The sequence below is a fragment of the Streptomyces rubiginosohelvolus genome (genome assembly GCF_014649875.1).
In the GTDB taxonomy this organism is placed as follows: Bacteria; Actinomycetota; Actinomycetes; order Streptomycetales; family Streptomycetaceae; genus Streptomyces; species Streptomyces rubiginosohelvolus.
On record NZ_BMTW01000010.1, the window covers coordinates 98,815 to 119,262 of the forward strand.

Sequence of the window (20,448 nt, forward strand, 5' to 3'; positions counted from 1 at the left end):
GGGACGGGACCGGTCCCGCCGGGACCGCCCAGGCGGCCGGCCCCGCCCGCGGCCGTCCCCTCTCGACCGGCCCGCCCGCAAGGCTCCCGATCCCCGCCGGTATCGTCGGTTCTGTCACCGGCACACGCGGCCGCCGTCGTCGCTCCGCGCCCGTCCGGCGATCCCGACCGCGGTGATCCACCGCGATCCGCCTCGAACGACACCCCGTGGAGTCCGCATGCCCGGCCTGCCCGCCGCCCGCCGTACCGTGCTGAAGGGCGCCGCGCTCGCCGGTGCCGCCGGGCTGGGAGCGGCCGCCTGCTCGACCGAGTCCAAGCTCGGGCATGCCAAGAACCCCACGCCGACCGCCCCCGTTCCCCTCGGCGCGGCCTCCGAGGTGCCGGTCGGCGGCGCCAAGCTCTACCGGGAAGCGCGCCTCGTCGTGAGCTGCCCGGCCAAGGGCGAGTACAAGGCGTTCAGCGCCCAGTGCACCCACGGCGGCTGCGTCCTGACCAAGATCGAGGGCACCGAGGGCCACTGCCCCTGCCACGGCAGCCGCTTCGACACGACCACCGGCGAGGTCATCGAGGGCCCGGCCACCGTGCCGCTGCCCGCCGTCCCCCTCACCGCCGAGGGCGGAAACCTCGTCGCGGGCCCCGACGCCTGAACCACGGACGCTCCTGAACCACGAGCGCTGCCTCGTCGGCTCACCGGCCGTGCCTCACTCCCAGTCCCAGTCGATCCCGATCAGCCCCGGCCGTACGCCCTCCTCCACCAGGTGCACGGTCCGGTGCCGGCCGGTCAGCGTGAGGTCCCCGCGGGCCCCGCGCGCCGCTCCCGCCGACGCCTGGGCGAACCGGCGGCACCGCACCGGGAGCGCGGCCTCGTCGAAGCCGACCTGGAGCACGTACTGGCCGCCCCCGAAGGTGAAGCCGCGCACGTACTCACCGCTCGCCCCACCCGTACCGTCGTCGAAGCCGTAACCGAAGAGGTACGTCTCGCCGGACCGCAGCCGGGTGTCGAACAGCAGCTCCGCCACCAGCACCCCCGCGACACCGTCCCAGCGGACCCGGCCCGTCCGGCAGTTCTCCAGGGCCCGCACCGCGATCCGCGACGGGTCGCAGCCGGGGTCGCCCCGGTGCACCGCGAGGTAGCGGTCCACGCCGTCCCGGTGCGCGCGCACCACATGGCGGGAGGTGCGGCCCGCCAGCTCCCGGCGCGCCCCGATCCGTACCCGCTCCTGGTGGCCCACCGTGTGCAGCCCGCCGTCCACGGGTGACTCCATCGCCGCGAGGAGCCGCTCCACCGAGCCCGACGCCTCCATCAGCGACCGGTACGAGCGTCCCGCCGGGCGGTCCCCCTCGCCCGGGGTGTCGCCGTCGCGCAGCAGCCGCAGCAGCGAGTCGTCCGGCAGCGCGAGCACCTCCTCCAGCGCCTGCACGGCCCGCAGCGACTCGGCCCGCCGGGGGCGGCGCACTCCCTGCTGCCAGTAACTGAGGCTGGTCACCCCGAGCTTGACGCCCCGGTGCGCCAGATGGTGCTGCACCCGCTGGAGCGGCAGCCCGCGCACCGACAGGGCCGTGCGCAACGCCAGATGGAACGGTCCGGTCCGCAGAACCTGCGCCAGTTCGGTCTCGGTCTCGGTCTGCCGCATGGGCGGGCCTCCGGTGAACGTTCACGTGGGGAGTGGCGACACCGACCCCCGGGGGATGCGGGGGAGCAGGTGACCGGGGCGGTGCCGTTCACACGGACGCCGTGCCGTTCACACCGTGATGTCACCTCGCATTGAAGCGTGTTGACCTGCTCCGGACAACGCCGGATGCTCTTCGTCAGCGTCCGGACGCGCTCCTCCGATCCCCACCCCCGTTTCGGGAGGAACGCCATGCGCAACCGAAAAGTCAGCCCCAGACGGTCCCTGAGGTCCGGAAGGCGCGGAAAACTCTCGTTCACAGCCCTTCTGGCCGCCGCCCTCCTCGCCGTCCCCGCGGCCACCGCCACCGCCGTCCAGTCCCCCGCCACGACCGGCTCCACCGTCGCCGCCGCCCAGCGGCTCAACATCACCATGCAGGCGCAGCAGCAGAGCAACTGGTGCTGGGCGGCCGGCGGCAACACCATCGCCGCCTGGTTCGGCCGGAACTACTCCCAGAACCAGTTCTGCAACGCCGCCTTCAACCGCAACCAGAACACCCAGTGCCCCAACTCGCAGGCCACCCTGGGCAATGTCCAGACCGGCCTGTCCTGGGCCGGGGTCAGGCCCGGCAGTTACGTCACCGGCTGGCTGCGCTACCCGACCGTGCAGGCCGAGATATCCGCCCAGCGCCCCATCGAGACCCGGATCCAGTGGTCGTCCGGCGGCGGCCACATGCATGTCATCTACGGGTACGACGACGCCAACAGCTGGGTCTACTGGGGCGATCCCTGGCCCTCCAGCGACCGCTACAACTGGGCCTCACACGCCTGGTACGTGAACAACAACGAGTTCTCCTGGACCCACTCGCTCTACCGGATCGGGGCGTGAGGACATGAACTCCACCACCCGGCGCACAGCCACCACGCGGAACGCGGCCGCCACCCGGCGTATCGCCGTAGCCACCGCCCTCACCGGTGCCGCCCTGTTCACCGCCGCCGCTCCCGCCCTCGCCGACAGCGGCCCCGCCGCCCCGCCGAAGCTGACCGCGTCGACCCTCGAAGCCGCCCACGAGGCCGCGGCCGAGCCGGAGACTCTGGACACCCTGTCCCGGTTCTTCGCCCGGGAGGGCGCGGTGAGCAGGAAGGCGAGCGCACCGAGGATCGAGGGCGAGGCCGTGCCCGTACGTACGCTCTCGGCCGCCTTCGTCGCCGGAGAGCCCGGGGCCGCCCCGAGCACCCTGGACTACCTCGCCAGCACCGCCGTCTCCTCCGACGGCCAGAGGGCCTCCCTGTGGACCCTCCCCGGGGCGGGCGGCAGCGGTGACTGGCAGGTGGTGAACATCGCCACGGGCGACGACGAGGCCCGTTACGTCGCCCAGGGGGCCCGAGCGCTCCCCGGCGGCACCGTCTTCCGCGAACCGCAGATCGACGCCTGGTACGTCCACGACGGCTCCCGGGTGCTCCCGCTCGACCAGGACGCGAAGGCCGCCGTCGGAGCGAAGGGCGCCACGCTCGACGCCTACCGGGCCCGGGTGAAGGAGGCGTACGGCGACAAGCTGCCCGGCTCGGGATACGCCCGCTCCGGCAAGGCGGGCGGCTACGGCCCCGACGCGGCCGGCGGACCGGCCACCGGACCCGCTCCCGCCCCCGGCCCTGTCTCGGGCCCGGCGGCGGACCGCGGCGGAAGCCCCGCACTGGCCGGCGCGGCCCAGGGCCCCGACACGGCCCTGACCGCGGTCTCCACCACCGCCGGGGTCGGGGCGCTGCTCGCCCTGGTCCTGTGCGGGGCCGCCGCGCTGCGCCGCCGGAGCCGTACCGGGCGATCCCCGGCCACGGACGCCTGAGCGGCGACTTCAGCGGCCTACAGGCCCGCGCTCCGGGGTGCGGAACACCCCACGGCACTCCGGAGCGCGGCACCGCCCCCGGCCATACTTGAGGACGACGCACTGTCACTGCCCGCAAGTAGGGTGTGAGACATGGCAGACCCCTCCAGCTACCGCCCCAAGCCGGGACAGATCCCCGACTCCCCGGGGGTCTACAAGTTCCGCGACGAGCACCGCCGGGTGATCTACGTCGGGAAGGCCAAGAACCTGCGCCAGCGCGTGGCCAACTACTTCCAGGACCTGGCGGGCCTCCACCCGCGTACGCGCACGATGGTCACCACCGCCGCGTCCGTCGAGTGGACGGTCGTCTCCACCGAGGTCGAGGCGCTCCAGCTGGAGTACTCCTGGATCAAGGAGTTCGACCCCCGGTTCAACGTCAAGTACCGGGACGACAAGAGCTATCCCTACCTCGCGGTCACGCTCAACGAGGAGTTCCCCCGCGTCCAGGTCATGCGCGGCGCCAAGAAGAAGGGCGTGCGCTACTTCGGTCCGTACGGCCACGCCTGGGCGATCCGCGAGACGGTCGACCTGATGCTCCGCGTCTTCCCCGTCCGCACCTGCTCCGCCGGGGTCTTCAAGAACGCCGCCCGCACCGGCCGCCCCTGCCTGCTGGGCTACATCGGCAAGTGCTCCGCCCCCTGCGTCGGACGGGTCACCCCCGAGGAACACCGCGAGCTGGCCCAGGACTTCTGCGACTTCATGGCGGGGCGCACCGGCACCTACATCCGCCGCCTGGAGAAGGACATGATGCAGGCGGCCGAGGAGATGGAGTACGAGCGGGCCGCCCGCCTCCGCGACGACGCCGAGGCCCTCAAGCGGGCCATGGAGAAGAGCGCGGTCGTCCTGGCCGACGCCACCGACGCCGACCTGATCGCCGTCGCCGAGGACGAGCTGGAGGCCGCCCTCCAGATCTTCCACGTACGCGGCGGCCGGGTGCGCGGCCAGCGCGGCTGGGTCACCGACAAGGTCGAGGCGGTCGACACCTCCGGCCTCGTCGAGCATGCCCTCCAGCAGCTGTACGGGGAGGAGCGCGGCGACGCCGTCCCCAAGGAGGTCCTGGTCCCCGCCCTGCCCGAGGACACCGAAGCGGTCTCCCAGTGGCTCGCCGAGCGCCGGGGCTCCCAGGTCAGCCTGCGCATCCCGCAGCGCGGCGACAAGAAGGACCTCATGGCCACGGTCCAGCGCAACGCCCAGCAGGCCCTCGGGCTGCACAAGACCAAGCGCGCCTCCGACCTGACCACCCGCTCCCGCGCCCTGGAGGAGATCGCCGAGGCGCTGGGTCTCGACACCGCCCCGCTGCGCATCGAGTGCTACGACATCTCCCACCTGCAGGGCGACGACGTGGTGGCCTCCATGGTGGTCTTCGAGGACGGCCTCGCCCGCAAGAGCGAGTACCGCCGCTTCCAGATCAAGGGCTTCGAGGGCCAGGACGACGTCCGCTCGATGCACGAGGTGATCGGCCGCCGCTTCAAGCGCTACCTCCAGGAGAAGGAGCGCACGGGGGAGTGGGAGGAGCAGACCGGGGACACCCCGGCCGACGGGCCCGCAGCTACCGGCCCCGCCCCCACCGGCCCCGTCCCCGCCGTAGGCCCGACCGCCGAGGACGCCGAGCCGCGGGAGGACGACGGCCGCCCCAAGCGGTTCGCCTACCCGCCGCAGCTCGTCGTCGTCGACGGCGGGCAGCCCCAGGTCGCCGCCGCCCGGCGCGCCCTGGACGAGCTGGGCATCGACGACATCGCCGTCTGCGGCCTCGCCAAGCGCCTCGAAGAGGTCTGGCTCCCCGACGACGACGATCCCGTGGTCCTGCCCCGCTCCAGCGAGGGCCTCTACCTCCTCCAGCGCGTCCGGGACGAGGCGCACCGCTTCGCCATCACCTATCAGCGGGCCAAACGCGCCAAGCGCATCCGCACCAGCCCCCTCGACGACGTGTCCGGCCTCGGCGAGACCCGGAAGCAGGCACTGATCAAGCATTTCGGCTCGGTGAAGAAGCTCCGGCAGGCGACAATCGACGAGATCTGCGAGGTCCCCGGGATAGGGCGAAGGACGGCGGAATCGGTGGCCGCCGCCCTCGCCTCGACCGCTCCCGCGGCACCTGCCGTGAACACGGCCACAGGAGAGATCATTGAAGAGGACGACGGGGGCAGCTCATGACCGAGAACAGCCACGAGACCGCACAGCACACCGCAGACCGAGCAGACGGAGCAGCAGACGTGAGTACGAACACCCCGAACGAGACGGGTGACGCGGCCATCCCCGAGCTGGTGATCATCTCCGGGATGTCCGGCGCCGGCCGCAGCACCGCCGCCAAGTGTCTGGAGGACCTCGGCTGGTTCGTCGTCGACAACCTGCCGCCCGCGCTGATCCCCACCATGGTCGAGCTCGGCGCCCGCTCCCAGGGCAACGTCGCCCGGATCGCCGTCGTCGTCGACGTACGCGGCCGGCGCTTCTTCGACAACCTCCGCGAGTCCCTCGCGGACCTGGAGGCCAAGCACGTCACCCGGCGGATCGTCTTCCTGGAGTCCTCCGACGACGCCCTCGTGCGCCGCTTCGAGTCCGTCCGCCGCCCGCACCCCCTCCAGGGCGACGGGCGCATCGTCGACGGCATCGCGGCCGAGCGCGACCTGCTGCGCGAGCTGCGCGGCGACGCCGACCTGGTCATCGACACCTCCAGCCTCAACGTGCACGAGCTGCGGGCCAAGATGGACGCCCAGTTCGCGGGCGAGTCGGAGCCGGAGCTGCGGGCCACGGTGATGTCCTTCGGCTACAAGTACGGCCTGCCCGTCGACGCCGACCTCGTCGTCGACTGCCGCTTCCTGCCCAACCCGCACTGGGTTCCCGAGCTGCGCCCCTTCACCGGCGTCAACGAGGAGGTGTCCGACTACGTCTTCGACCAGCCGGGCGCCAAGGAGTTCCTCAACCAGTACACCGAGCTGCTCCAGCTGATCGCCGCGGGCTACCGCCGCGAGGGCAAGCGGTACGTGACCATCGCCGTGGGCTGCACCGGGGGCAAGCACCGCTCCGTCGCCATGTCCGAGAAGCTCTCCGCCCGCCTCGCCGCCGAAGGCATCGAGACCGTCCTCGTGCACCGCGACATGGGGCGAGAGTGACCGGACGCAATCTGCGGATGCGGCGCCTGAGCCGCGCCACATCGGCGCTCTCGGGCCGCAAGCGCGGTGCTCAGCCCAAGGTCGTCGCGCTCGGCGGCGGCATGGGCCTCTCGGCGTCCCTGACGGCGCTGCGCCGGATCACCGGCGATCTCACGGCCGTGGTCACCGTCGCCGACGACGGCGGCTCCAGCGGCCGGCTGCGCGAGGAGCTGGGCGTGCTGCCGCCCGGCGACCTCCGCAAGGCGCTCGCCGCGCTGTGCGGCGACGACGACTGGGGCCGCACCTGGTCCCAGGTGGTCCAGCACCGGTTCGAGTCCAAGGGCGACCTGCACGGGCACGCGGTCGGCAATCTGCTGATCGTCGCCCTCTGGGAGCAGCTCGGCGACCACGTCCAGGCGCTCGACCTGGTCGGCAAGCTGCTCGGCGCGCACGGCCGGGTGCTGCCGATGTCGGCAGTCCCGCTGGAGCTCCAGGCGCTGGTCAAGGGCCACGACCCCGACCTGCCCGACGCGATCGTCACCGTGCGCGGCCAGGCCACGGTGGCGCTCACGCCCGGCGAGGTGCAGTCCGTGCACGTGGTCCCGCCCGACCCGCCGGCCGTCCCGGAGGCCGTCGCGGCGGTCCTGGACGCCGACTGGGTGGTTCTCGGCCCCGGCTCCTGGTTCTCCTCGGTGATCCCGCACCTCCTCGTGCCGGAGCTGCTCGACGCCCTGGTCACCACGAAGGCCCGCAAGGTCCTCTCGCTGAACCTCGCACCCCAGCCCGGCGAAACAGAAGGCTTCTCACCGCAGCGTCATTTGGAGGTTTTGGGGCGACACGCCCCTAAACTCGCCTTGGACGTGGTGCTGGCCGACGAGGCCGCCGTGCCCGACCGTGAGTCCCTCGCCGACGCCGCCCAGCGGCTCGGAGCCGCGGTCGAGCTGGCGCCGGTGGCATCGCCCGACGGCGTTCCGGTCCATGATCAGGAGCTGTTGGCCGCCGCGTACGACCGTATTTTTCGGATGCATGGAAGGATCGGCCCATGGCGATGACGCCAGCGGTGAAGAACGAAATCTCTCATCTTCCCGTCACCCGGACCTGCTGCAGGAAAGCAGAGGTCTCGGCGATTCTTCGGTTCGCGGGCGGGCTGCACCTGGTGAGCGGCCGGATTGTGATCGAGGCGGAGCTGGACACCGGCAACGCCGCCCGCCGCCTCAAGCGCGACATCCTGGAGATCTTCGGGCACAGCTCGGAGCTGATCGTGATGGCCCCCGGCGGACTGCGGCGCGGCTCGCGCTACGTCGTACGCGTGGTGGCGGGCGGCGACCAGCTGGCCCGCCAGACCGGTCTGGTCGACGGCCGCGGCCGGCCGATCCGCGGGCTGCCCCCGCAGGTGGTCTCGGGGGCCACCTGCGACGCCGAGGCGGCCTGGCGCGGCGCCTTCCTCGCCCACGGCTCGCTCACCGAGCCCGGCCGCTCCTCCTCCCTGGAGGTCACCTGCCCGGGCCCCGAGGCGGCCCTCGCCCTGGTCGGCGCGGCCCGCCGGCTCTCCATCGCCGCCAAGGCCCGCGAGGTGCGCGGCGTGGACCGCGTCGTCGTCCGCGACGGCGACGCGATCGGCGCCCTGCTCACCCGGCTCGGCGCGCACGACGCGGTGCTCGCCTGGGAGGAGCGGCGGATGCGGCGCGAGGTCCGCGCCACGGCCAACCGGCTCGCCAACTTCGACGACGCGAACCTGCGCCGCTCGGCCCGCGCCGCGGTCGCCGCCGGGGCCCGGGTGGGGCGCGCGCTGGAGATCCTCGGCGAGGAGGTCCCCGAGCACCTCGCCGCCGCGGGACGGCTGCGCATGGAGCACAAGCAGGCCTCCCTGGAGGAGCTGGGCGCGCTCGCCGACCCGCCGCTGACCAAGGACGCGGTGGCCGGCCGGATCCGCCGGCTGCTCGCGATGGCCGACAAGCGGGCCCAGGACCTGGGCATCCCGGGGACCGAGGCGACCCTCAGCGAGGAGCTCGCCGACGGCCTGGTCGGCTGACTCGGCCGCGAGCGGGGGACGTTGGTCCCGAACCCACCGGGACCTCGGTCCCGGGCCGGCGGGACCCACGTCCCGGCAGGCGAAACGGAGGTCCGTACTCCTACTGGCGAGTACGGGCCTCCGGCCGTTTCCGGTGGCGCACAGTGCCCCTCTCGATGTCACTCCCCGGCCCTCGGAGAGGTAGGGTCGGAAGCGGTCGGGGACATCCCTATACAACTCGCCGGCGTCGAAAACCGGCGTACCTAACGAGGAGATCGGTTCGTGACGATCCGCGTAGGCATCAACGGCTTCGGCCGCATCGGTCGCAACTACTTCCGCGCGCTGCTCGAGCAGGGCGCGGACATCGAGATCGTGGCTGTCAACGACCTGGGTGACACTGCGACCACTGCACACCTGCTGAAGTACGACACCATCCTGGGCCGCCTCAAGGCAGAGGTCAGCCACACCGCCGACACCATCACCGTCGATGGTCACACCATCAAGGTGCTCTCCGAGCGCAACCCGGCCGACATCCCCTGGGGTGAGCTGGGCGTCGACATCGTCATCGAGTCGACCGGCATCTTCACCAAGAAGGCCGACGCCGAGAAGCACATCGCGGGCGGCGCCAAGAAGGTCCTCATCTCGGCTCCGGCCAAGGACGAGGACATCACCATCGTGATGGGCGTCAACCAGGACCAGTACGACGCGGCCCAGCACAACGTCATCTCCAACGCCTCCTGCACCACCAACTGTGTGGCGCCGATGGCCAAGGTCCTCGACGAGAACTTCGGCATCGTCAAGGGTCTGATGACGACGGTCCACGCGTACACCAACGACCAGCGCATCCTGGACTTCCCGCACTCGGACCTGCGCCGCGCCCGCGCCGCCGCCGAGAACATCATCCCGACCACGACCGGTGCCGCGAAGGCCACCGCTCTGGTCCTCCCGCAGCTCAAGGGCAAGCTCGACGGCATCGCGATGCGCGTCCCGGTCCCGACCGGCTCCGCCACCGACCTGGTCGTCACCCTCCAGCGCGAGGTCACCAAGGACGAGGTCAACGCCGCGTTCAAGAAGGCCTCCGACGACGGCGCCCTCAAGGGCTTCCTGACGTACACCGAGGACCCGATCGTCTCCTCAGACATCGTCGGCGACCCGTCGTCCTGCACCTTCGACTCCTCCCTGACCATGGTCCAGGAGGGGAACTCGGTGAAGATCCTCGGCTGGTACGACAACGAGTGGGGCTACTCCAACCGCCTCGTCGACCTCACGGTCTTCGTCGGCGAGCAGCTCTGATCCTCGGGTCGGCAGGCACATCGATGTGAGTGAAGGGGCTCGACCGGCGCAACGGAGCGCGGGTCGAGCCCCTTAGCATGCTCATCGGTCCTTCCAAGGAGTAAACGGAACAGATGAAGACGATCGACGAACTTCTCGCCGAAGGGGTCGCGGGCAAGCGGGTATTCGTCCGCGCCGACCTCAACGTGCCGCTCGACGGCACCACGATCACCGACGACGGCCGGATCCGCGCCGTCCTCCCGACGGTCGCCAAGCTCGCCGAGGCCGGCGCGCGTGTCGTCGTCGCCTCGCACCTCGGCCGCCCCAAGGGCGCCCCGGACCCGGCCTTCTCGCTGGCGCCCGCCGCCGCCCGCCTGGGTGAACTCCTCGGCGCCGACGTCGCCTTCGCCACCGACACGGTCGGCGAGTCCGCCCGCGCCACGGTCGCCGGCCTCGCCGACGGCCAGGTCGCCGTCATCGAGAACCTGCGCTTCAACCCCGGCGAGACCTCCAAGGACGACGCCGAGCGCGGTGCCTTCGCCGATCAGCTGGCCGAGCTCGCCGACGTCTACGTGGGCGACGGCTTCGGTGCCGTCCACCGCAAGCACGCCTCGGTCTTCGACCTCCCGGCCCGGCTGCCGCACTACGCCGGCTACCTCATCGCCACCGAGGTCGGCGTCCTGAAGAAGCTCACCACCGACGTCCAGCGCCCGTACGCGGTCGTCCTCGGCGGTGCCAAGGTCTCCGACAAGCTCGGCGTGATCGACCACCTGCTGGAGCGGGCCGACCGCATCCTCATCGGCGGCGGCATGGCGTACACCTTCCTCAAGGCCCAGGGCCACGAGGTCGGCAGCTCGCTGCTCCAGGAGGACCAGATCCCCGCCGTGCAGGAGTACCTGCGCCGGGCCGAGGAGAAGGGCGTGGAGTTCGTCCTCCCCGTCGACGTCGTCGTCGCCCCCGCCTTCCCCGACCTGAAGACCAAGGCCCCGGCCCACCCCACCACCGTCGCCGCCGACGCCATGCCGGCCGGCCAGATGGGGCTGGACAACGGACCCGAGACCAACAAGCTCTACGCATCGAAGCTCGCCGACGCGGCCACCGTCTTCTGGAACGGCCCGATGGGCGTCTTCGAGCACCCCGACTTCGCCGACGGCACCCGCGCGGTCGCCCAGGCGCTCGTCGACTCCCCGGCCTTCAGCGTCGTCGGCGGTGGCGACTCCGCCGCGGCCGTCCGCATCCTGGGCTTCGACGAGAATGCTTTCGGACATATTTCGACCGGTGGCGGCGCGAGCCTCGAATACCTCGAGGGCAAGACGCTTCCCGGGCTCGCCGCACTGGAGGACTGACCTTTCATGACCACCCGCACCCCGCTGATGGCGGGCAACTGGAAGATGAACCTCAACCACCTCGAGGCCATCGCCCACGTCCAGAAGCTCTCCTTCGCGCTGACCGACAAGGACTACGAGGACGTCGAGGTCGCCGTCCTGGCGCCCTTCACCGACCTGCGCTCCGTGCAGACCCTCGTCGACGGCGACAAGCTGAAGATCAAGTACGGCGCCCAGGACATCTCGGCGCACGACTCCGGCGCGTACACCGGTGAGATCTCCGGCCCCATGCTCGCCAAGCTGCGCTGCACCTACGTGGCCGTCGGCCACAGCGAGCGCCGCCAGTACCACGGCGAGAGTGACGAGATCTGCAACGCCAAGGTGAAGGCGGCCTTCAAGAACGGCCTGACCCCGATCCTCTGCGTCGGCGAGGGCCTGGACATCCGCAAGGCCGGTGACCAGGTCTCCTACACCCTCGCGCAGCTCGACGGCGCCCTGAAGGACATCCCGGCCGAGCAGGCCGAGACCATCGTCATCGCCTACGAGCCGGTCTGGGCCATCGGGACCGGCGAGGTCGCCACCCCCGAGGACGCCCAGGAGGTCTGCGGCGCGATCCGTGGCCGTCTCGCCGAGCTGTACTCGCAGGAGCTGGCCGACGCCGTCCGCATCCAGTACGGCGGCTCCGTCAAGTCCGGCAACGTCGCCGCGATCATGGCGCAGCCCGACGTGGACGGCGCCCTCATCGGCGGCGCCGCACTGGACGCCGACGAGTTCGTCAAGATCGTCCGCTTCCGCGACCAGTGAGTATGCGGTAGCGCCGATCCGTCGTACCCTTGCGGGGGCCGAGGGGGTGGTCACCCTCCGGCCCCCGCTGTACGTACAGGCAGTATTCGAGAAATCCGGAAAGTAGGGACCAGCCGTGATTCTGGCGTTCCAGATCGCCCTGATCGTCTTCAGCCTGCTGCTGATGCTGCTGGTGCTCATGCACAAGGGCAAGGGCGGCGGCCTCTCCGACATGTTCGGTGGCGGAATGCAGTCCTCCGTCGGTGGCTCCTCGGTCGCCGAGCGTAACCTCGACCGGATCACCGTGGTGGTCGGTCTGGTCTGGTTCGCGTGCATCGTCGTCCTCGGTCTGCTCATCAAGCTCGACTGAACGACCCGTTCCGCGATTCCGGTAACGGTGTAACTCCTTCCACTGGACGCACGTTGGGCCTTACGTAGACTGAGGCATCCTTCGAGCACCATCACGCAGGGAGTTACGACCGTGGCAAGTGGCAACGCGATCCGGGGAAGCCGGGTCGGAGCGGGGCCGATGGGGGAGGCCGAGCGCGGTGAATCCGCGCCGCGCGCCCGCATCTCCTTCTGGTGCTCGAACGGGCACGAGACGCAGCCGAGCTTCGCCCATGACGCGCAGGTGCCGGACACCTGGGACTGCCCGCGCTGCGGCTTCCCGGCCGGCCAGGACAAGGACAGCCCGCCCGACCCGCCCCGCACCGAGCCGTACAAGACGCATCTGGCGTACGTACGCGAGCGGCGCAGCGACGAGGACGGCGAGGCGATCCTCGCCGAGGCCCTGGCCAAACTCCGCGGCGAGATCTGACATCTCTCCCCGCCCAGCTCCACGGAAACCCCAGTCGTTCACCGGCCGGACACCCACAGGTGTCCGGCCGTATCGCGTTCCCGCGCCACCGCCCTCCTCCACGCCGTCGGCCTCCTCGATCAATTAGGTTGGAGGGGCAGCGGGGATGCTGATGACGAGTGAGAAGTGGGCTGATATCCCGGATGAACGCAGCAAGCCGAACCAAGCTCAACCAGACGCCCGAGTGGACGGCCCTCGCCAAGCACCGTGAGGAGCTCGGCGCACCCCGGCTGCGCGAGCTGTTCGCGCGGCAGCCGGAGCGGGGCACCGCCTACACCCTGCGGGTCGGCGACCTCCACCTCGACTACTCCAAGCACCTGGTCACCGACGAGACGCTGCGCCTGCTGCGCGAGCTGGCCGCCGCCACCGGGGTCGCGGAGCTGCGGGACGCGATGTTCCGCGGCGAGAAGATCAACACCACCGAGGACCGGGCGGTCCTGCACACCGCGCTCCGCGCCCCGCGCGACGCGGTCGTCGAGGTCGACGGGGAGAACGTCGTCCCGGCGGTGCACGCCGTCCTGGACAAGATGGCCTCCTTCGCCGACCAGGTCCGCTCCGGGCAGTGGACCGGCCACACCGGCAAGCCGGTCAAGAACATCGTCAACATCGGCATCGGCGGCTCCGACCTCGGCCCCGCCATGGCGTACGAGGTGCTGCGCTCCTTCACGGACCGCGACCTCACCCTCCGCTTCGTCTCCAACGTCGACGGCGCCGACCTCCACGAGGCCGTCCGAGATCTCGACCCGGCCGAGACGCTGTTCGTCATCGCCTCCAAGACGTTCACGACGATCGAGACCATCACCAACGCCACCTCCGCCCGGGACTGGCTGCTGACCGAGCTGAGGGCCGGTCAGGACGCCGTCGCGAAGCACTTCGTGGCGCTGTCGACCAACGCGGAGAAGGTCGAAGAGTTCGGCATCGACACGGCCAACATGTTCGAGTTCTGGGACTGGGTCGGCGGCCGCTACAGCTACGACTCGGCGATCGGCCTCTCGCTGATGGTCGCCATCGGCCCGGACCGCTTCCGCGAGATGCTGGAGGGCTTCCACCTCGTCGACGAGCACTTCCGGACCGCCCCCGCCGAGGAGAACGCCCCGCTCCTGCTGGGCCTCCTCGGCGTCTGGTACGGCAACTTCTTCGACGCCCAGTCGCACGCGGTGCTGCCCTACAGCCACTACCTGTCCAAGTTCACCGCGTATCTCCAGCAGCTCGACATGGAGTCCAACGGCAAGTCCGTCGACCGCGAGGGCGACCGCGTCGACTGGCAGACCGGCCCGGTCGTCTGGGGCACGCCCGGCACCAACGGGCAGCACGCCTACTACCAGTTGATCCACCAGGGCACCAAGCTCATCCCGGCGGACTTCATCGGCTTCGCCGCCCCGGTCCACGACCTGCTGCCCGGCCTCATCGCCCAGCACGACCTGCTGATGGCCAACTTCTTCGCCCAGACACAGGCCCTCGCCTTCGGCAAGACGCCCGAGGAGGTCCGGGCGGAGGGCGTGCCCGAGGAGCTGGTCCCGCACAAGACGTTCCGGGGCAACCACCCCACGACGACGATCCTCGCCGACAAACTGACCCCCTCGGTCCTCGGCCAGCTCATCGCGCTGTACGAGCACAAGGTCTTCGTCCAGGGCGCCATCTGGAACATCGACTCCTTCGACCAGTGGGGCGTCGAGCTCGGCAAGGTCCTCGCCAAGAAGATCGAACCGCTGCTGACCGGTGACGGGGGAGCGGACGCCGGGCAGCTCGACAGCTCCACCGCCGCCCTGGTCGACGCCTACCGCACCCTGCGCGGGCGCTGAGCCGATGCCACAGGGGGAGGGGGAGACGGTCCGGCTGCGGCCGCCGCGCAACACGCTGAACGAGCGCGCCGTCGGCTGGTGGCGGGCCCAGTGGCTGCTGATGACCGCCGTGCCCGTCGTGCCGCTCGCGGTGCTGGGCGCGCTGATCGAGCCGGCCCGTTTCTGGCTGCTGCTGCCCGCCGCGGTCCTGGCCGCGGCGGGCACGGCGACCGCCGTCCTCTTCCCCCTGTGGTGGTTCCGCACGCACCGCTGGGAGGTCACCGAGGACGCGGTGTACGTCCTCACCGGCTTCTTCTGGCAGGAGTGGCGGATCGCCCCGATGTCCCGGATCCAGACCGTGGACACCGTACGGGGCCCGCTGGAGCAGCTCTTCCGGCTCGCCACCGTCACGGTCACCACCGCCTCAGCCAAGGGCGCGGTACGGATCGAGGGCCTGGACCACGAGGTCGCCGCCGACCTGGCCGAGCGGCTCACGCGCATCACCCGCGACACCCCCGGCGACGCCACATGAGCACCGTCGCCCCGCCCGCCGACTGGCGCCGCCTCGACCCCCGTACGGTCCTGGTCACCGCACTCGTCGTGGCGGGGGTCGTCGCGGGCGCCGCCGTCCCCCTCACGCTCGGGCTGACCCGCTGGTTCAGCCTCCCCGTCGCCGTGCTCCAGGTGCTCGCCGGAGCCGTCCTGGTCATCGGGGTCGCGGCGGGCGCCGACCGGGTCCGCTGGCACCGCACCCGCTACCGCATCGGCCAGGAGCACGTCGACCTCCACACCGGCCTCCTCCTCGTCAAACGCCGCTCCCTGGCCCGCGACCGCGTCCGTACGGTCGACCTCACCGCCAACCCGATGCTCCGCCTCCTCGGCCTGGTCACCGTCCGGATCGGCACCGGCGAACAGGGCTCCGAGTCCACCCTCGAACTGGACCCGGTCACCCGCGCCGAGGGCGAACGGCTGCGCCGCCTCCTCCTGGACCGCGCCGCCACCACACCGGCCGGCGGCGTCCACCACGAGGGCGAACTGGCCGTCCTGGACCCCCGCTGGATCCGCTACGCCCCGGTCTCCTTCGTCGCCCCCATGCTCGGCGGGGCCGCCGCCGGGGCCGTGATGCAGGTCAGCGAATGGGTCGGGGCCCAGGGCCAGGTCATCGAGTGGGTCGGCGATCGCTTCCGGGAGACCCCGCTGCTCTGGACGATCATCGCCCTGGTCCTGGCCGCCCTCGTCGCGGGTGTCGTCGGGGCGCTCGGCCTCTGGATCGAGATGTGGTGGAACTACCGCCTGGAGCGCGAACCGGGCGGCACGCTGCGGGTCCGGCGCGGGCTGTTCACCTCCCGGTCCATCTCCGTCGAGGAGGCCCGGCTGCGCGGCGTCGACCTGGTCGAGCCGCTGGGCGTCCGGCTGCTCGGCGCGGCCCGCCTCGACGCCATCACCACCGGCCTGGCCAAGGACCACGAGGCCAGGAACGCCGACCACAACACCCTGCTCCCGGCCGCGCCCCGGACCCGCGCCGACACCGTCGCCGCCGACGTCCTGCGCGAGGCGGACACCCCGACCGGCGCGACGCTCACCCCGCACCCACGCGCCGCCCGGGGCCGCCGGCTGCGCTGGTCGCTCGCCGCGGTCCTCGGCCCGGTCCTGATCCTGACCCTGCTCGGGGCGCTGCTCACGCCCGTGCTGCTGTGGATCGCGCTCGGCTGCGCGGTGGCGGCCGTCCCCGTGGCGGTGATGCTCGCCCTGGACGCGTACCGGGCCCTCGGCCACGCGCTCTCCGGCCGCTATCTGGTCACCCGCTCCGGCACGCTCCGCCGCTCCACGGCCGCCCTGGAACGGGCCGGCGTGATCGGCTGGACGGTCAAGCAGTCGGTGTTCCAGCGCCGGGCAGGCCTGCTGAGCGTCACAGCCACCACGGCCGCCGGGGGCGGCGCGTACACGGCGTACGACACTGACGCCTCCGAGGGCCTGACCTTCGCCGCCGAGGCGGTCCCGGGGCTGCTGGAGCCCTTCCTGGAGCGGTCCCCGAGGGGCGCCTGAGGCCCGGGGCGGTCAGCCGCCGTGCGTCGTGTCGATGACGCAGAAGCGGTTGCCCTCGGGGTCGGCGAGCACCACGAAATCCGGGTCCGGCGGGTAGAGCTCCCACGCGACCCGCTCGGCGCCCAGGCCCATCAGGCGCTCCACCTCGGCCTCCTGCTCGTCCGAGTAGAGGTCCAGGTGGACCCGCGGGACCTCCTGCACGGGGGAGGTGGAGCGCCCCAGCGCCACGCCGACGCCGGGCCCTTCGACCGGGACCAGCACCACCCAGTCGTCCGTCCCCGGCTCACGCTCGGTGTACGTGAGCGCGGCCTTCCAGAAGGCGGCGGCCCTGCTCACGTCGGTCGCGCCCATCACCACGGTTCCGATATGCACCATGGGGCCGAGCCTTTCACGCCGAAGGCCCGGTCCGCTCAAGACAAGCGGACCGGGCCTTCAGGGAGTGAACGCTCAGGCGGAGGCCGGAGGGTAGAGCGCGCGCGGCAGCTGCGAGGCCGCCGCCGCGTCCAGCAGCCACAGCGTGCGGCTGCGGCCGTACGCGCCCGCCGCCGGGGCCTGGATCTCCCCGGCCCCGGACAGCGCGATGGCCGCCGCTTCCGCCTTGTCCTCGCCCGCCGCGAGCAGCCACACCTCGCGCGCCGCACGGATCGCCGGCAGCGTGAGCGAGACCCGGACCGGCGGCGGCTTGGGCGCCCCGTGCACACCGACCACGGTGCGCTCGGTCTCCCGTACCGCGGGCAGCTCCGGGAAGAGCGAGGCCACATGCGTGTCCGGCCCGACGCCCAGCATCAGCACGTCGAACGTGGGCACCGGTCCGTGGTCCTCGGGACCCGCGGCAGCGGCCAGCTCGTCGGCGTAACCGGCTGCGGCGGCGTCCGCGTCGTCGCCGTACGGGCCGTCGGACGCGGGCATCGCGTGCACCCGGGCCGGGTCCAGCGGCACCGCGTCGAGCAGCGCCTCGCGGGCCTGGGTGACATTGCGCTCCGGGTCGCCCTCGGGCAGGAACCGTTCGTCGCCCCACCACAGGTCCAGGCGCGACCAGTCCACCGCGTCCCGGGCGGGCGCGGCGGCGAGCGCGGCCAGCAGGCCGTTGCCGTTGCGCCCGCCCGTCAGCACCACCGAGGCGTGGCCCCGGGAGGCCTGGGCGTCCACGATCTTCGTGATCAGCCGGGCCGCCGCGGCCTGGGCCATCAGCTCCTTGTCGCGGTGGACGACCAGTTGGGGAGGCGTCACTTCGACGCCGCCTTCTTGGCCGGGGCCTTCTTCGCGGCGGGAGCCTTGGCCTCGGCGGGCTTGTCCGCCTGGTCCGCGGCGCCGCCGACCGGCGTGGCCGTGACCTCGCCGCCCGAGTGCAGCTTGTCGACGCCGAACTTCACCGCCGAGGCGTAGGTGTTGTCCGGGTCGAGCCGGCGCAGTTCCTCCGCCAGCAGCTCGGAGGTGTCCCGGCGCTTGAGCGCCACCGCGCGGTCGGGCTGGTTCTGCATGGAGAGCGTGGCCAGCGAACCGTCGGCCCGGTCCAGGACGATGACGCCGTTCTTCGTCTCCATCCGGACCGCGGTGAGGCCCGGTCCCGCGGAGTGGGTGCGCTCCACCGGGGCGCCGAGCCGGTCCGCAAGCCACATGGCGAGCAGCTCGCAGCTCGGGTTGTCGCTCTCGCCCTCGACGGTCGCGCCGATGACCTCGGCCGGCTGCTGGTCCAGCGCGGCGGCCAGCATCGAGCGCCACGGCGTGATGCGGGTCCAGGCCAGATCGGTGTCGCCGGGGCTGTACGTCGCCGCCCGCACCGCCAGCTCGTCGAGCGGACGCTCGGCGGAGTAGGTGTCGGTGATCCTGCGCTGGGCGAGGGCCCCGAGCGGGTCCTTCGCCGGGTCGGCGGGCGCGTCCTCGGGCCACCACACCACGACCGGGGCGTCCGGCAGCAGCAGCGGCAGGACCACCGACTGGGCGTGGTTGGCCAGTTCGCCGTGGAGGCGCAGGACGACGGTCTCGCCGGTGCCCGCGTCGGAACCGACCCGGACCTCGGCGTCGAGCCGGGCGTCCCGGCGGGCCCGCGGCGAGCGGCTGACCCGCTTGATCACCGCGATGATCCGCGAGGGGTGCTCGCGCGAGGCGTCACCGGCCGACTTGAGCGCGTCGTACGCGTTCTCCTCGTCGGTGACGATGACCAGCGTGAGCACCATGCCGATGGCGGGGGTGCCGATCGCCCGGCGGGCCGAGACCAGCGCCTGGTTGATCTTGCTGGACGTGGTTTCCGTGAGATCGATCTTCATGGCCGCCTCCAGCTCCGTCCGTCACGTGCGAGCATCTCGTCGGCCTCGGCCGGACCCCAGGTGCCGGCCGCGTACTTCGCGGGCTTGCCGTGCTTGTCCCAGTACTCCTCGATCGGGTCGAGGATGGTCCAGGAGAGTTCGACCTCCTGGTGGCGGGGGAAGAGGTTGGCGTCGCCGAGCAGCACGTCCAGGAGGAGCCGCTCGTACGCCTCCGGGCTGGACTCCGTGAACGACTCGCCGTACGCGAAGTCCATCGTGACGTCCCGGACCTCCATCGAGGTGCCGGGCACCTTGGAGCCGAAGCGCACGGTGACGCCCTCGTCGGGCTGGACCCGGATGACCAGGGCGTTGCCGCCCAGCTCCTCGGTCGCGCTCGACTCGAAGGGCAGGTAGGGGGCGCGCTTGAAGACGACCGCGATCTCCGTGACCCGGCGGCCGAGCCGCTTTCCGGTGCGGAGGTAGAACGGAACCCCCGCCCAGCGGCGGTTGTTGATCGTCAGCTTGATCGCCGCGTAGGTGTCGGTCGTCGACTTGGGGTCGATGCCGTCCTCCTCGCAGTAGCCGAGGACCTCCTGGCCGCCCTGCCAGGCGTGCTCGTACTGGGCGCGCACGGTGTGCAGTCCGAGGTCCTCGGGCAGCTCGACGGCGGTGAGCACCTTGAGCTTCTCGGCGACCAGGGCCTTCGGGTGGAAGGAGCCGGGCTCCTCCATCGCGGTCAGCGCCAGCAGCTGGAGCAGGTGGTTCTGGATGACGTCACGGGCGGCGCCGATGCCGTCGTAGTAGCCGGCCCGGCCGCCGATGCCGATGTCCTCGGCCATCGTGATCTGTACGTGGTCGACGTAGGACCGGTTCCAGATCGGCTCCCACATCGTGTTGGCGAACCGCAGCGCCAGGATGTTCTGGACCGTCTCCTTCCCCAGGTAGTGGTCGATCCGGAAGACCTCGTTGGGCGGGAAGACGTCGTGCACGAGCTGGTTGAGCTCCTGCGCGCTGGCCAGGTCGTGACCGAACGGCTTCTCGATGACGGCACGCCGCCAGGAGCCCTCCTTCTGGTCGGCCAGGCCGTGCTTCTTGAGCTGCTGGACGACCTTGGGGAAGAACTTCGGCGGCACGGAGAGGTAGAAGGCGAAGTTGCCGCCCGTCCCCTGTGCCTTGTCGAGCTCCTCGATGGTCGCCTTCAGCGTCTCGAACGCCTCGTCGTCGTCGAAGTTGCCCTGGACGAAGCGCATCCCCTGGATGAGCTGCTGCCAGACCTCCTCGCGGAACGGCGTACGGGCGTGCTCCTTGACGGCGTCATGGACGACCTGCGCGAAGTCCTCGTCCTCCCAGTCGCGGCGCGCGAAGCCGATGAGCGAGAAGCCCGGCGGCAGCAGGCCGCGATTGGCCAGGTCGTAGACGGCGGGCATCAGCTTTTTACGGGACAAATCGCCCGTGACGCCAAAGATGACCAGGCCCGACGGCCCCGCGATACGCGGGAGCCGTCGGTCCTGTGCGTCACGGAGCGGGTTGGCTCCGGGAACAGCAGACAAA

The 20,448-nt window shown here is 71.6% G+C and carries 20 protein-coding genes; 15 read left to right on the forward strand and 5 right to left on the reverse strand.

The genetic code is table 11. The features are described 5' to 3' along the window. Positions 1 to 217 precede the first annotated feature (217 nt). Positions 218 to 646: a Rieske (2Fe-2S) protein gene (locus tag IE134_RS22230; RefSeq protein ID WP_030713282.1), complete on the forward strand. Its 429-nt coding sequence runs from the start codon at positions 218 to 220 to the stop codon at positions 644 to 646. A gap of 54 nt (positions 647 to 700) precedes the next feature. Here IE134_RS22230 and IE134_RS22235 read toward each other — a convergent pair whose 3' ends face one another. Continuing rightward, positions 701 to 1,633: a hypothetical protein gene (locus tag IE134_RS22235; RefSeq protein WP_030713285.1), complete on the reverse strand. Its 933-nt coding sequence runs from the start codon at positions 1,631 to 1,633 to the stop codon at positions 701 to 703. 228 nt (positions 1,634 to 1,861) lie between these two features. Here IE134_RS22235 and IE134_RS22240 point away from each other — a divergent pair, with 228 nt between their 5' ends. The 14 genes from IE134_RS22240 to IE134_RS22305 all read left to right on the forward strand — a co-directional run bounded on the left by IE134_RS22240 (position 1,862) and on the right by IE134_RS22305 (position 16,651). Further along, complete coding sequence (locus IE134_RS22240; RefSeq protein ID WP_030713288.1) at positions 1,862 to 2,497, forward strand: papain-like cysteine protease family protein; 636 nt, start codon at positions 1,862 to 1,864, stop codon at positions 2,495 to 2,497. A 4-nt stretch (positions 2,498 to 2,501) separates the two neighbouring features. Continuing rightward, a complete protein-coding gene (locus IE134_RS22245) occupies positions 2,502 to 3,452 on the forward strand; it encodes a hypothetical protein (RefSeq protein WP_189431503.1) in 951 nt (316 codons plus the stop codon). Between the two features lie 132 nt (positions 3,453 to 3,584). After that, positions 3,585 to 5,642: an excinuclease ABC subunit UvrC gene (uvrC, locus tag IE134_RS22250; RefSeq protein ID WP_098019765.1), complete on the forward strand. Its 2,058-nt coding sequence runs from the start codon at positions 3,585 to 3,587 to the stop codon at positions 5,640 to 5,642. Beyond that, a complete protein-coding gene (gene rapZ / locus IE134_RS22255) occupies positions 5,639 to 6,598 on the forward strand; it encodes an RNase adapter RapZ (protein WP_078614390.1) in 960 nt (319 codons plus the stop codon). The genes uvrC and rapZ overlap by 4 nt, the downstream gene beginning before the upstream one ends. Then, entirely contained in the window at positions 6,595 to 7,629 is a 1,035-nt protein-coding gene (locus IE134_RS22260; protein WP_006123687.1) for a gluconeogenesis factor YvcK family protein, read from the forward strand. Before rapZ ends, IE134_RS22260 begins: the two co-directional genes overlap by 4 nt. Then, positions 7,620 to 8,609, forward strand: a complete 990-nt coding sequence (whiA, locus tag IE134_RS22265; protein WP_006123686.1) for a DNA-binding protein WhiA — start codon at positions 7,620 to 7,622, stop codon at positions 8,607 to 8,609. Before IE134_RS22260 ends, whiA begins: the two co-directional genes overlap by 10 nt. Before the next feature lie 261 nt (positions 8,610 to 8,870). Then, on the forward strand, positions 8,871 to 9,881 hold the full coding sequence (gap, locus tag IE134_RS22270; protein WP_010061271.1) for a type I glyceraldehyde-3-phosphate dehydrogenase: 1,011 nt from the start codon (positions 8,871 to 8,873) through the stop codon (positions 9,879 to 9,881). Positions 9,882 to 9,994: 113 nt separating this feature from the next. Then, the gene (locus IE134_RS22275; RefSeq protein ID WP_030713298.1) at positions 9,995 to 11,206 is read left to right on the forward strand and encodes a phosphoglycerate kinase; all 1,212 of its coding nucleotides are present in this window, start codon (positions 9,995 to 9,997) and stop codon (positions 11,204 to 11,206) included. A gap of 6 nt (positions 11,207 to 11,212) precedes the next feature. After that, entirely contained in the window at positions 11,213 to 11,989 is a 777-nt protein-coding gene (gene tpiA / locus IE134_RS22280; RefSeq protein ID WP_030713301.1) for a triose-phosphate isomerase, read from the forward strand. Between the two features lie 115 nt (positions 11,990 to 12,104). Then, a complete protein-coding gene (gene secG, locus IE134_RS22285) occupies positions 12,105 to 12,338 on the forward strand; it encodes a preprotein translocase subunit SecG (RefSeq protein WP_010061274.1) in 234 nt (77 codons plus the stop codon). A gap of 111 nt (positions 12,339 to 12,449) precedes the next feature. After that, on the forward strand, positions 12,450 to 12,785 hold the full coding sequence (locus tag IE134_RS22290) for an RNA polymerase-binding protein RbpA (RefSeq protein WP_006123681.1): 336 nt from the start codon (positions 12,450 to 12,452) through the stop codon (positions 12,783 to 12,785). A 182-nt stretch (positions 12,786 to 12,967) separates the two neighbouring features. After that, entirely contained in the window at positions 12,968 to 14,626 is a 1,659-nt protein-coding gene (pgi, locus tag IE134_RS22295) for a glucose-6-phosphate isomerase (protein ID WP_030713303.1), read from the forward strand. A gap of 4 nt (positions 14,627 to 14,630) precedes the next feature. Further along, the gene (locus IE134_RS22300) at positions 14,631 to 15,137 is read left to right on the forward strand and encodes a PH domain-containing protein (RefSeq protein WP_098019763.1); all 507 of its coding nucleotides are present in this window, start codon (positions 14,631 to 14,633) and stop codon (positions 15,135 to 15,137) included. Continuing rightward, the gene (locus IE134_RS22305; RefSeq protein WP_030713306.1) at positions 15,134 to 16,651 is read left to right on the forward strand and encodes a PH domain-containing protein; all 1,518 of its coding nucleotides are present in this window, start codon (positions 15,134 to 15,136) and stop codon (positions 16,649 to 16,651) included. Before IE134_RS22300 ends, IE134_RS22305 begins: the two co-directional genes overlap by 4 nt. 12 nt (positions 16,652 to 16,663) lie before the next feature. On the opposite strand, the gene IE134_RS22310 is transcribed toward IE134_RS22305, so the two are convergent. The 4 genes from IE134_RS22310 to zwf all read right to left on the reverse strand — a co-directional run bounded on the left by IE134_RS22310 (position 16,664) and on the right by zwf (position 20,447). Continuing rightward, complete coding sequence (locus IE134_RS22310; protein WP_030713309.1) at positions 16,664 to 17,026, reverse strand: VOC family protein; 363 nt, start codon at positions 17,024 to 17,026, stop codon at positions 16,664 to 16,666. A 72-nt stretch (positions 17,027 to 17,098) separates the two neighbouring features. Further along, on the reverse strand, positions 17,099 to 17,881 hold the full coding sequence (pgl, locus tag IE134_RS22315) for a 6-phosphogluconolactonase (protein WP_032784436.1): 783 nt from the start codon (positions 17,879 to 17,881) through the stop codon (positions 17,099 to 17,101). Next, entirely contained in the window at positions 17,878 to 18,918 is a 1,041-nt protein-coding gene (gene opcA / locus IE134_RS22320; protein WP_030713314.1) for a glucose-6-phosphate dehydrogenase assembly protein OpcA, read from the reverse strand. The genes pgl and opcA overlap by 4 nt, the downstream gene beginning before the upstream one ends. Further along, positions 18,915 to 20,447: a glucose-6-phosphate dehydrogenase gene (gene zwf / locus IE134_RS22325; RefSeq protein ID WP_032784434.1), complete on the reverse strand. Its 1,533-nt coding sequence runs from the start codon at positions 20,445 to 20,447 to the stop codon at positions 18,915 to 18,917. The genes opcA and zwf overlap by 4 nt, the downstream gene beginning before the upstream one ends. Position 20,448: the final 1 nt, after the last annotated feature.

Bases quoted from the DNA above. Each gene is read 5' to 3' on its own strand.
- IE134_RS22230 (WP_030713282.1), top strand. From the start codon at position 218: ATGCCCGGCCTGCCCGCCGCCCGCCGTACCGTGCTGAAGGGCGCCGCG.
- IE134_RS22235 (WP_030713285.1), bottom strand. From the start codon at position 1,633: ATGCGGCAGACCGAGACCGAGACCGAACTGGCGCAGGTTCTGCGGACC.
- IE134_RS22240 (WP_030713288.1), top strand. From the start codon at position 1,862: ATGCGCAACCGAAAAGTCAGCCCCAGACGGTCCCTGAGGTCCGGAAGG.
- IE134_RS22245 (WP_189431503.1), top strand. From the start codon at position 2,502: ATGAACTCCACCACCCGGCGCACAGCCACCACGCGGAACGCGGCCGCC.
- uvrC (WP_098019765.1), top strand. From the start codon at position 3,585: ATGGCAGACCCCTCCAGCTACCGCCCCAAGCCGGGACAGATCCCCGAC.
- rapZ (WP_078614390.1), top strand. From the start codon at position 5,639: ATGACCGAGAACAGCCACGAGACCGCACAGCACACCGCAGACCGAGCA.
- whiA (WP_006123686.1), top strand. From the start codon at position 7,620: ATGGCGATGACGCCAGCGGTGAAGAACGAAATCTCTCATCTTCCCGTC.
- IE134_RS22275 (WP_030713298.1), top strand. From the start codon at position 9,995: ATGAAGACGATCGACGAACTTCTCGCCGAAGGGGTCGCGGGCAAGCGG.
- tpiA (WP_030713301.1), top strand. From the start codon at position 11,213: ATGACCACCCGCACCCCGCTGATGGCGGGCAACTGGAAGATGAACCTC.
- pgi (WP_030713303.1), top strand. From the start codon at position 12,968: ATGAACGCAGCAAGCCGAACCAAGCTCAACCAGACGCCCGAGTGGACG.
- IE134_RS22300 (WP_098019763.1), top strand. From the start codon at position 14,631: ATGCCACAGGGGGAGGGGGAGACGGTCCGGCTGCGGCCGCCGCGCAAC.
- IE134_RS22305 (WP_030713306.1), top strand. From the start codon at position 15,134: ATGAGCACCGTCGCCCCGCCCGCCGACTGGCGCCGCCTCGACCCCCGT.
- IE134_RS22310 (WP_030713309.1), bottom strand. From the start codon at position 17,026: ATGGTGCATATCGGAACCGTGGTGATGGGCGCGACCGACGTGAGCAGG.
- opcA (WP_030713314.1), bottom strand. From the start codon at position 18,918: ATGAAGATCGATCTCACGGAAACCACGTCCAGCAAGATCAACCAGGCG.